9 protein-coding genes are annotated in these 11,067 nt (G+C 69.3%); 8 read left to right on the top strand and 1 reads right to left on the bottom strand.

Features of this window, described 5'->3' with window-relative positions:
- Window positions 1–102 precede the first annotated feature (102 nt).
- Complete coding sequence (locus tag U858_RS0130920) at window positions 103–1,497, top strand: GntP family permease (protein ID WP_025140979.1); 1,395 nt, start codon at window positions 103–105, stop codon at window positions 1,495–1,497.
- On the opposite strand, the gene U858_RS0130915 is transcribed toward U858_RS0130920, so the two are convergent.
- A complete protein-coding gene (locus tag U858_RS0130915) occupies window positions 1,476–2,387 on the bottom strand; it encodes a LysR family transcriptional regulator (RefSeq protein ID WP_025140978.1) in 912 nt (303 codons plus the stop codon). The two genes, U858_RS0130920 and U858_RS0130915, sit on opposite strands and share 22 nt — an antisense overlap.
- A gap of 112 nt (window positions 2,388–2,499) precedes the next feature.
- Between U858_RS0130915 and U858_RS0130910 the strand changes: the two genes are divergently transcribed.
- The 7 genes from U858_RS0130910 to U858_RS0130880 all read left to right on the top strand — a co-directional run bounded on the left by U858_RS0130910 (window position 2,500) and on the right by U858_RS0130880 (window position 11,044).
- Window positions 2,500–3,243 (top strand): SDR family oxidoreductase, encoded by a 744-nt coding sequence (locus U858_RS0130910; protein ID WP_025140977.1) that lies wholly within the window; start codon window positions 2,500–2,502, stop codon window positions 3,241–3,243.
- 92 nt (window positions 3,244–3,335) lie between these two features.
- On the top strand, window positions 3,336–4,238 hold the full coding sequence (locus U858_RS0130905) for an SDR family oxidoreductase (RefSeq protein WP_025140976.1): 903 nt from the start codon (window positions 3,336–3,338) through the stop codon (window positions 4,236–4,238).
- 83 nt (window positions 4,239–4,321) lie between these two features.
- Window positions 4,322–5,542: a CaiB/BaiF CoA-transferase family protein gene (locus tag U858_RS0130900; protein ID WP_025140975.1), complete on the top strand. Its 1,221-nt coding sequence runs from the start codon at window positions 4,322–4,324 to the stop codon at window positions 5,540–5,542.
- Window positions 5,543–5,578: 36 nt separating this feature from the next.
- Window positions 5,579–6,376: an enoyl-CoA hydratase/isomerase family protein gene (locus U858_RS0130895; RefSeq protein ID WP_115597051.1), complete on the top strand. Its 798-nt coding sequence runs from the start codon at window positions 5,579–5,581 to the stop codon at window positions 6,374–6,376.
- Window positions 6,377–6,477: 101 nt separating this feature from the next.
- The gene (locus U858_RS0130890; RefSeq protein ID WP_025140973.1) at window positions 6,478–7,701 is read left to right on the top strand and encodes a CaiB/BaiF CoA-transferase family protein; all 1,224 of its coding nucleotides are present in this window, start codon (window positions 6,478–6,480) and stop codon (window positions 7,699–7,701) included.
- Window positions 7,698–10,028, top strand: coding sequence for an acyl-CoA dehydrogenase (locus U858_RS0130885; RefSeq protein WP_029954586.1), 2,331 nt, complete (start codon window positions 7,698–7,700; stop codon window positions 10,026–10,028). The genes U858_RS0130890 and U858_RS0130885 overlap by 4 nt, the downstream gene beginning before the upstream one ends.
- A 44-nt stretch (window positions 10,029–10,072) precedes the next feature.
- Window positions 10,073–11,044, top strand: a complete 972-nt coding sequence (locus U858_RS0130880; RefSeq protein ID WP_025140971.1) for a tripartite tricarboxylate transporter substrate binding protein — start codon at window positions 10,073–10,075, stop codon at window positions 11,042–11,044.
- Window positions 11,045–11,067 lie beyond the last annotated feature (23 nt).

The raw sequence follows: 11,067 nt of genomic DNA, 5'->3' as shown, positions 1-11,067 counted from the left end.
GGCCCGCGGCAGCGCGGGCCTGTGCCCTGTCAAACGGCCGCCTGGATTGATTTGTTAAGGTGTAGCTCCACACCCCTTGACCTCTCATTCCAGGAGTACCGGATGACCGGATTGTTTATCGTGGTGGCGGCGTTGGCATTTCTGATGCTGGCGGCGTATCGAGGCTACAGCGTGATTCTCTGCGCGCCCATCGCAGCCATGGGCGCGGTGCTGTTGACCGACCCGTCAGCGCTGGCGCCCGTGTTCTCGGGCATCTTCATGGAGCGCATGGCGGGCTTCGCCAAGCTCTATTTCCCCGTCTTCCTGCTGGGCGCCGTGTTCGGCAAGCTGATCGAACTGTCGGGCTTTTCGCGGGCCATCGTGCAGGCCGTGCTGCGCCTGATCGGCGCCGAGCGCGCCATCATGGCCATCGTGCTGGTGTGCGCCGTGCTGACCTACGGCGGCGTATCGCTGTTCGTCGTGGTGTTCGCCGTGTACCCCTTCGCGGCCGAGATGTTCCGCCAGGGCGGCATCCCCAAGCGGCTGATGCCCGGCGCCATCGCCCTGGGCGCGTTCACCTTCACCATGACGGCGCTGCCCGGCACGCCGCAGATCCAGAACATCATCCCCACCACGTTCTTCGAGACCACCACCTGGGCCGCGCCCTGGCTGGGCCTGATCGGCGCGATCTTCACGCTGACGGCCGGCATCAGCTACCTGGAATGGCGCCGCAAGCGCGCCGCGGCCGCCGGTGAAACCTACGGCACCGACCTGCGCAACGAACCCGACACCCCGGCCGGCGGACGCGAGCATCACCCGCTGATCGCCCTGCTGCCGCTGGTGGTCGTGGGCGTGGCCAACTACCTGCTGACGCGCTGGATTCCCGGCTGGTACCCCGCCGGCTCGCAGGTCGACCTGCCCGGCCTGGCCCAGCCCATGCCCGTGAACGCCGACGACCAGGTCGCGCTGTGGGCGGTGATGGGCGCGCTGATCGCCGGCATCGTCACCATCCTGCTGTTCTCGTTTTCCAGCATCAAGGCGCATTTCGCCGAAGGGAGCAAAAGCGCCGTGTCGGGCGCCCTGCTGGCGTCCATGAACACCGCCGCCGAATACGGCTTTGGCGGCGTCATCGCCGCGCTGCCAGGCTTTCTGATGGTGGCCGGCGCGCTCAAGGCCATCCCCGACCCGCTGGTGGGCGAAGCCGTGGCGGTCACGTCGCTGGCGGGCATCACCGGGTCGGCCTCGGGCGGCATGAGCATCGCCCTGGCGGCCATGGCGCAGACCTTCATCGACAGCGCCAATGCCGCCGGCATTCCCATGGAAGTGCTGCACCGCATCGCCGCCATGGCCAGCGGCGGCATGGACACCCTGCCCCACAACGGCGCCGTCATCACCCTGCTGGCCGTCACCGGCCTGACCCACCGCCAGTCGTACGGCGACATCTTCGCCATCACCCTGATCTCGACGCTGTCCGTCTTCCTGGTGATCGCGGTGAACTACCTGACCGGCATCGTCTGACCAAACGCCTGGCCGAAAATCTCGGCCAGCCACTGGCTGAACACCCGCACCCGCGCCGACACCTGGCGGTTCTGCGGGTACAGCACCGACACCGGCATCGGCGCGGGCGGGCAATCGGGCAGCACCACCTTCAGCCGCCCGCTGGCCAGTTCATCGGCCACGCGGTAGCGCGGCACCTGCGCCAGCCCCAGGCCGGCCAGCGCCGCGCTGGCATAGAGCTCGGCGCCCGTCACGCTGACCACCGCCGCCGGGCGCACCAGCACATTGCGCCCGTCCACCATGAAATCCAGCGGCAGGCTGCGGCCGGTGGACGATGACAGGTAGTCGACCGCCTGGTGGCCTGCCAGGTCGTCAAGGGTGGTGGGTTCGCCATGGCGCGCCAGGTAGGCGGGGCTGGCCACCGTCACCTGCGGCATCAGCGCAATCTGCCGCCCCACCAGCGACGAATCCTGCAAGGTGCCCGCGCGCAGCACGCAATCGACCCCTTCGCGCACCAGGTCCACCAGGCGATCGTCTTCGCCCAGGTGCAGCACGATGTCCGGGTAGCGCGCCAAGAAGGCCGGCAGCGCCGGCACCACGAACACCCGCGCCAGCGTGCCCTGCACATTCACCCGCAATAACCCCTTGGGCGCCGTGTTCAGAAAGGCCCCGTCCGCCTCTTCCAGATCGGCCAGCAGGCGCACGCAGCGGCGGTAATACGCCTCGCCGTCGTGCGTGAGCCGAACCTGGCGGGTGGTGCGTTCCAGCAGCCGCGCCCCCAGCCGCTTTTCCATGCGCTTGATCAGGTTGGTGACTGTCGCGCGGGGAATCTGCAGGTCTTCCGACGCCTGGGAAAAACTGCGCCGCTCGGCAATGCGCACGAACACCTGCATTTCCTGGAAGCGATCCATAACTGGCCCCAATTATTAAAGTAAATGAAATTATGTTAGCAAAACCAGGGTAATTATCTTTCGTTTGGAATAGTCGATGATTCGTCTCACCCCCTCACCCACGGAGCCTTACATGAACACCCAAGCCCCCCAACGCGTTGCCCTGGTCACCGGCGGATCCCGCGGCATCGGCGCCGCCATCGTGCGCCGCCTGGCCGCCGACGGCTTTGCCGTCGCCATCAACTACGCCACCGGCGCCACCGAAGCCGACGCCCTGGCCGCCGAAATCCGCCAGGCCGGCGGCCGCGCCACCACCGTGCGGGCCGACGTGTCCAAGAGCGCCGACGTGCGCGCCATGTTCGATCACGTCCAGGCCGAACTGGGCCGCATCGACGTGCTGGTCAACAACGCCGGCGTGCTCAAGCTGCAGACGCTGGCCGACACCACCGACGAGCAATACGACCAGACCTTCGACATCAACACCCGCGGCACCTTCAACACCCTGCGCGAAGCCGGCGCCCGCCTGGCCGACGGCGGCGCCATCGTCAACGTGTCCAGCACCACCCTGGCGCTGAACATGCCCACCTACGGCATCTACATCGCCAGCAAGGCCGCCGTCGAAGGCTTCACCCGCGTGTTCGCCAAGGAACTGCGCGGCCGCCGCATCACCGTCAACGCCGTCGCCCCCGGCCCCGTCGCCACCGACCTCTTCAAGAAAGGCAAGAGCCCCGAGCTGATCGAGCACTTCGCCAAGATGCCGCCCCTGGAACGCCTGGGCGAACCCGAAGACATCTCCGGCGTCGTCTCCTTCCTGGCCAGCCAGGACGGCGGCTGGATCAACGGCCAGGTGCTGCGCGCCAACGGCGGCATTGCCTGATTCGACGGCCGGGTGCTGGCCGTCCCCCTGATTCAACGGCCAAGTGCCGCGCAGCGACGGCGGCACCGCCGGACCTTCCTGGAACTTCTCTCATGTCATCCGTCATCCTCATCACCGGCGCCGGCAGCGGCATCGGCAAGCTATCCGCCGAAACCCTGGCCCTGGCCGGCCATACCGTCTACGCCACCATGCGCGACGTCACCGGCCGCAACGCCGAGCGCGCCCAGGCCATGCGCGACTGGGCCGCGGCCCACCACGCCGACCTGCGGCCGCTGGAACTGGACGTGCTGTCGCAACCGTCCGCCGACGCCGCGGTCGCCGCCATCGTGCAGGCCCACGGCCGCCTGGACGTCGTCATGCAGAACGCCGGCCACCTGGTCATCGGCCCCACCGAAGCCTTCACGGCCGAGGACATGCACCGGGCGTTCGACACCAACTTCTACGGCGCCCAACGCGTCAACCGCGCCGCCCTGCCCCAGCTGCGCCAGCAGCAATCCGGGCTGATGCTGTGGATCAGCAGCACCACCACCAAGGGCGGCTTTCCGCCGTTCATGGGGCCTTACGGCGCGGCCAAGGCGGCAATGGATTCGCTGGCGGTCAGCCTGTCGTACGAACTGACGCGCTTCGGCATCGAAACGTCCATCGTGGTGCCGGGTGCGTTCACGCGCGGCACCGAGCACTTTCCCAGCGCCGGCAAACCCAGCGACACGGCGCGCGTGGCGGCGTATGCGCGCTACGACGGCGTGATGGATCGGGTCGGGGAACGGCTCAGCGCGTTGACGCCGGACGAGGCCACGCCGCAGGCGGTGGCCGATGAGGTGGCGCGCATTGTCGGCCTGCCAGCCGGCAGCCGGCCGGCACGGTCGGTGGTGGATTTCGTGGGGGACGGGGCCGAGGAAGTATTGGCACTGGCCGAGGACTTGCGGATTGCGTTTGCCGAGCGGATCGGGATTGCGGATCTGTTGCGGCCGGTGATCACGCCGCAAACCGCATAACAGCTTTGCGCCCCCAGGCCCATCCCCCGGCGCGCACCAACTCCTAGACTGGCTGCCAATCATCGCAGTCAAGGAGAGGTTCGTTGCAATCGCTGTTATCCAACCTGAAAGTGCTCGACCTGAGCCGCGTGCTGGCCGGCCCCTGGGCCAGCCAGATCCTGGCGGACCTGGGCGCTGACGTCATCAAGGTCGAGCGGCCTGGCCAGGGCGACGACACCCGGTCCTGGGGGCCGCCCTTCCTGAAGGACGAGCAGGGCCGCGACACGGCGGACGGCGCCTACTTCGTGGCCACCAACCGGGGCAAGCGTTCCATCACGCTGGATCTGCAGACGGCCGAGGGCCAGGCGCTGGTCAAGCAGCTGTGCCGCGATGCCGACGTGGTGCTGGAGAACTACAAGGTCGGTACGCTGGCGCGGCTGGGGCTGGACTACGCGTCGCTGTCGACGATCAACCCGCGCCTGGTGTACTGCTCGGTGACCGGGTTCGGCCAGACCGGGCCGCGCGCGGCCGAGCCGGCCTACGATTTCCTGATCCAGGCCATGGGCGGGCTGATGAGCGTGACCGGCGAACGCGATGACAAGCCGGGCGGCGGACCGCAGAAGGTGGGCGTGCCGATCGTGGACCTGACGACCGGCGTGTATGCCGCGCTGGGCATCGTGGCCGCCTTGCTGCGGCGCTCGCAGACCGGCCTGGGCGAGTACATCGACGTAGCCATGCTGGACGTGCAGGTAGGCCTGTTGGCCAACCAGGCCATGAATTTCCTGCTGGGCGGGCGCGTGCCGCGCCGCACCGGCACGGCGCATCCCAATATCCAGCCGCAGCGCACCTTTGCCTGCGCCGATGGCGACATCGTCATCGTGGTGGGCAACGACGCGCAGTTCGCCACCCTGTGCGAGGCGCTGGGCCAGCCCAGCCTGGCGCGCGATCCACGCTACGTCAGCAACAGCCAGCGCGTGAAGAACCTGGACACGCTCGATCCGCTGCTGGACGCCATTTTCATCCGCGAACCACGCACCCATTGGCTGGACCTGCTCAAGCGGGCCGGGGTGCCGGCCGGCTCGATCAACACGGTGCCCGAGGTGTTCGACGACCCGCAGGTGCGGCACCGCGGCATGCTGCGGCGCCTGCCCCACCCCGTCGCAGGCGAGGTGCCGCAGGTGATGAACCCGCTGCGCTTCGGGCAGTCGGCGCTGCGGGTGGACCGCGCGCCGGCGCTGCTGGGCCAGCACACCGACGAAGTGCTGGCCGAACTGGGGCTGAGCGCCGCGCAGATCCAGGACTACCGCGACCGCAAGATCATCTGACCGGCCTCGACAGACCGGACAACAAGGAGACACATCATGACCATGCCGGAAAACCTGGCCGGGCCCTACACCGCGCTGGACGTCAGCCTGGACGGCGGCGTCGCCACCCTCCTGCTGGCCAATCCCCCCGTCAACGCGCTCAGCACTGAAATGATGAACGAGCTTGCGTGGGTGCTGGACCGCATTTCCGAGACGCCCGAGGTGCGCGCGGTGGTGCTGTCGGGCCAAGGCAAGACCTTCTGCGCGGGCGCCGACCTGAAGAACCGCGCCGCCACCATCAAGGGGCCGGGCGACCTGCCGCAGCATTCGCGCCGAACGCGCGAGTGCTTCCATGCCATCCGCGAATGCGCCAAGCCGGTGGTGGGCGCCATCAACGGCGCCGCGCTGGGTGCGGGTCTGGCCATCGTGGCCTCGTGCGACATCCTGCTGGCGGCGTCCGACGCCGTGGTGGGCCTGCCGGAGATCAACGTCGGGCTGCTGGGCGGCGGACGCCATGGCATGCGGCTGTTCGGCCATTCGCGCCTGCGGCGCATGATGCTGACCGGGCTGCGGGTGGACGGCAACGAGCTGTACCGGCTGGGCGTGGTCGAGGAAGCGCTGCCGGCCGAGGCCCTGATGCCACGCGCGTTGGAACTGGCGCGCGAGCTGGCGTCCAAGAGCCCGCTGGCGACCATGCTGGCCAAGCAGACGCTCAACGCCATCGAGGACATGAGCCTGCGCGACGGCTACCGCTACGAGCAGGACATGACCGCGGCCATCGCCAAGACCGACGACGCGATGGAGGCGCGCCGCGCCTTCCTGGAAAAACGCGCGCCGGTGTTCCAGGGCCGCTAGCGCCGCCCCAGGCGGGACGCATGACAGCTATTGCGGTGGCGCCGTCGGAACAAGGCCGGGCGCTGCCGGCACTTCGCAGAAAAAAGACACAAGGAGACGACATGACGAGCGCGTTGGACGGCGTGAAGGTGCTGGACCTGAGCCGGGTGTTCTCGGGGCCGTGGGCCGCGCAGATGCTGGCCGACTTCGGCGCCGAGGTGATCAAGGTCGAGCGCCCCGGGCGCGGCGACGACGTGCGTCACCAGGGCTACCCGATGCCCGGCCGCGACGGCGCACCCAGCCCGCAGACCTCGTCGTTCGTGGCCATGAACCGCGGCAAGAAGTCGCTGACCATCGACATCTCCCGACCCGAGGGGCAGGCGCTGGTGCGGCAGCTGGCACAACAGGCAGACATCGTCATCGAAAACTTCAAGGCCGGAGACCTGCGCCGCTACGGCCTGGACTACGCGGCGCTGGCGGCCGTCAATCCGCGCCTGGTGTATTGCTCGATCACCGGCTTCGGCCAGAGCGGGCCGTACAGCCACCTGCCGGGCTACGACCCGATCTTCCAGTCCATGAGCGGGCTGATGAGCGTGACCGGCGTGCCCGACGGCGAGCCGGGCGCCGGGCCGGTCAAGGCGGGCTATTCGGTGTCGGACCTGACGGCGGGGTTCTATGCGGTGTGCGCCATCCTGGCGGCGCTGCGGCACCGCGACCAGGTGTCCGGCACGGGCCAGCACATCGACCTGGCGCTGCTGGACGCGCAGATCGCGGCCATGTCTCACATCGGCATGAACTACCTGGCCAGCGGCCAGCTGCCGGCGCGCATGGGCTCGGCCTCGCAGATCACCGCGCCGTTCCGGGCGTTCGAATGCCAGGACGGGCACCTGATGGTGGCGGTGGGCAATGACTCGCAGTTCCGCGGCTTCTGCCAGGTGATCGGGCTGCCTGACCTGGGATGCGATGCGCGCTTCGACACCAACCCCAAGCGCGCCGCCGCGCAGCCGGAACTGTCGCGACTGATCGAGCCGGCCATGCGCGCCCGCACCGTGCAGGACTGGAACCAGGCGCTGGCCGCGGCCAACGTGCCCTGCGGGCCGATCTACACCATGGACCAGGTGTTCGAGGACCCGCAGGTGCGCCACCGCGAAGTGCTGGGCAGCGTCGAGCATCCGCAACTGGGCACCCTGCCGGTCATCCGCAATCCGATCCATTTTTCCGGCACGCCGATCACGGGCGGCCTGCCGCCGCCCCTGCTGGGCGAGCACACGGCCGAGATCCTGCGCGCCGAACTGGGGCTGGCCGATGACGAAATTGCCCACTTGCGGGCGGAGGGCATCGTATGAGCGGCATCGACCCTGGCCTGATCGAAGAGATCCGCGACAGCGCGCGCGATTTCCTGCAGCGGCGCGACCAGCGCCAGCGCAAGCGTAGCGCCGCCCCGCCAGACCGCGACTACTGGCGCGAGATCGCCGATGTCGGCTGGCTCGGCATGAGCGTGCCCGAAACGCAAGGCGGCCTTGGGCTGGACTGGCGGGCCATGGCGGCGGTACTGGAGGAAGCGGGCCGCGCGCAACTGCCCGAACCGCTGGTGGCCGCGGGCGTGCTGCCGGCGGCGCTGCTGGCGAGCATCGAACCGGTCGATGCGGCGCGACGCGACGCGCTGTTGCAAGCGGTGTGCGGGGGCGCAATGCTGATCGGGCTGGCCTGGCAAGAGACCGAGGGCCAGCTGGAGGCCGGCGAGGCCGCCACGGCCTTCGGCGTCAGCGTCATCGAATGCGAGGGCGCCTATGTGCTCAATGGCGAGAAGCGCCACGTGGTCCCCGGGGCCGGCGTCGACGGCTGGCTGGTCACGGCCGATGGCGAGCACGGCAGCGCCCTCTTCTACGTCGCGGCCGACACCCCGGGCGTGTCCGCGCACGTCCACGAGCGCGCCGACGGCACCGCCGCCTGCCACCTGGCGATCGAGTCGGCCGTGGTGCCGGCGGACGCGCTGCTGGCAATCGACGGCGTGCTGGACGCGGTGGACGAAGCGCTGGACCTGGGCCGCCTGATGCAGTCGGCGGAACTGGTGGGCGTGGCGCGGCAGGTGCTGGCCGACTCGGTGGCCTACCTGAACACGCGCCAGCAGTTCGGCCGGCCGCTGGCGTCGTTCCAGGCCTTGCAGCACCGGCTGGTAGACGCCGCCATGCAGGTCGAGCTGGCGGCCAACAGCCTGCTGGACGCGCTGGATGCGCTGGCCGCGCAGCCGGACGACGCCACCTTGCGCAAGAGCGTGGCCAGCCGCGCCAAGGCCCGCGCGGCGCGCGCCGGCCTGGAAGCGGCGCGGCTGGCGATCCAGCTGCACGGCGCCATCGGCTACACCGACGAATGCGACGTCAGCCTGTACTTTCGCAGCGCGCTGCACCTGGCGGCGTGGCTGGGCAATGCAGCGGCCCATCGCCAGCGCTACGGCGCACTGGCGGCGCTGCCTGCGCAAGACGCCGAGGACGACACCGCCGCGCCCGCCATCGACTTCCCGCGCGAGGCCGACTGGAACGGCATGCCGGAAGCCGATTTCCGCCGGCTGGTACGCGGCTTTTTCCGCGCCCATTATCCCGAGCACCTGCGCCACGTGCCCTGGCGGCTGCACTGGGACGAGATCAAGGACTGGTATTTCACGCTGTCGCGCCAGGGCTGGATCGCGCCGTCGTGGCCGCGCGAGCATGGCGGCATGGCGCTGTCGCCAGCGCGCCAGATTGCCTTCATCGAAGAAGCCGAACGCCACGGCGTGGCGCGCGCGCCGGACCAGGGGCTGGTGATGCTGGGGCCGATCCTGATCCGCCACGGCACCGCGGAACAGCGCGCCCGCTTCCTGCCGGGCATCCTGTCGGGCGTAGCGGTATGGGCGCAGGGCTATTCGGAGCCGAACGCCGGTTCGGACCTGGCCTCGCTGCGCTGCGAGGCGCTGGTGGACGGCGACGAACTGGTGGTGAGCGGCCAGAAGACCTGGTCGACGCTGGCCCAGGACGCGACCCACATGTTCATGTTGGTGCGCACCGACAAGACCGTCAAGAAGCAGGCCGGCATCAGCTTCCTGCTGGTCGACCTGGCCAGCCCGGGCGTAAGCCGCCGCCCCATCCGCACGCTGTCGGGGCACGAGGAATTCTGCGAGGTGTTCTTCGACCAGGTACGCGTGCCGCGCGCCAACGTCGTCGGCGAGCTGAACGCCGGCTGGGGCATCGCCAAGGCGCTGCTGGGCTTCGAGCGCCTGTTCAGCGGCAGCCCCAAGCACGCCAACCATGCCTTGCAGCAGATCTACAGCATCGCGCGCCAGCGCGGCCTGCTGGCCGACCCGGCATTCGCCGACCGGCTGGCCGAGTTGCGGCTGGACGCGGCCGACCTGACCGCCATGTACAGCGTCTTCGCCGAGCTGGCCAAGGCCGGCCGGCCGCTGCCGCCCGAGCTGTCGCTGCTGAAGGTCTGGGCCACCGAGACGCACGAACGGCTGGGCGCCCTGCTGATCCAGATCGCCGAGGAATACGGCGGCGCGGCGATGCGGCTGGGCTACGGCAACGGCCAGGTGCACGCGCTGGCGCCGTACGTCAACGCGCTGGCGGCAACCATTTTCAGCGGCACCAACGAGATCCAGCGCAATATCTACGCCAAGCAGCTCGGCCTGGAAGGCGCATGACAACGATGCGCCGGCCCCGAGCCGGCGCCACAGGAGAGAGACAGATGAAGCAAGCAACCGCACTGACGGTGGCCACCCTGCTGCTGGGCGCCACCTTTGCCGCCCCGGGCCAGGCCGCCGCGCCCTGGCCAAGCCAGCCGATCCGGCTGATCGTGCCCTACCCGCCCGGCGGCTCGGTCGACAACCTGGCGCGGCTACTGGCGCCGGCGCTGGGCCAGCGGCTGGGCCAGACCATCGTGATCGAGAACAAGGCCGGCGCCAGCGGCACCATCGGCGTGGACGCCACGGTGCGCGCCACGCCCGACGGCAACACCTTCGGCTTCGGCGTGCCGGGCGCCATCACCGGCCTGCCGCACGTGATGAAGGTGCCGTACAACGTGTCCAGAATCCAGTACGTGTCGCTGGTGGCGCGCATTCCCTTGGTGATCGTGGTCAACCCGTCCCTGCCCGACGCCACGCTGGCCGACTTCGTCGCCAGCGCCCGGCGCCAGCCCGGCAAGTACAACTATGGCTCGGCCGGCAACGTCACCACCCCGCACCTGGGCGGCGAATTGCTCAAGCAACAGACCGGCATCGACATCATGCACGTGCCGTACAAGGGCGCCTCGCCCGCCGTCACGGCGCTGCTGTCCAACGAGGTGCAGATGTTCCCGGGCGACGCCTCGGCGGTGCTGGGCTTCATCAAGGCCGGCAAGCTGCGCACGCTGGCGGTGGCCAGCCCGACGCGCTTCGAGGGCCTGCCCGATGTGCCGACCACCAAAGAGGCGGGTTTTCCCGATGTGATCGTGGAATCGAACTACGGCATCATCGCCCCGACCGGCACGCCGCCCGAGATCGTGCAGAAGATGTCGCAGGCCATTGCCCAAACGCTGGCCGAGCCGGCCCTGCGGCAGAAAATGATTGACCAAGGGGCCATTCCCACGGCCACCACGCCCGAGGCCTACCAGGCGCTGATGCAGGCCGAGTCAAAGAAATGGGGCGAGGTGATCCGGCGCGGCAAGCTGGGGCTGGAATAGTCCCATGCCGGCCCGCTTTTGCC

This window comes from Achromobacter sp. DH1f (assembly GCF_000633435.1).
In the GTDB taxonomy this organism is placed as follows: Bacteria; Pseudomonadota; Gammaproteobacteria; order Burkholderiales; family Burkholderiaceae_B; genus Achromobacter; species Achromobacter deleyi.
Note: the sequence above shows the minus strand (reverse complement) of the source record. Positions and strands in the feature narration are given on the sequence as shown.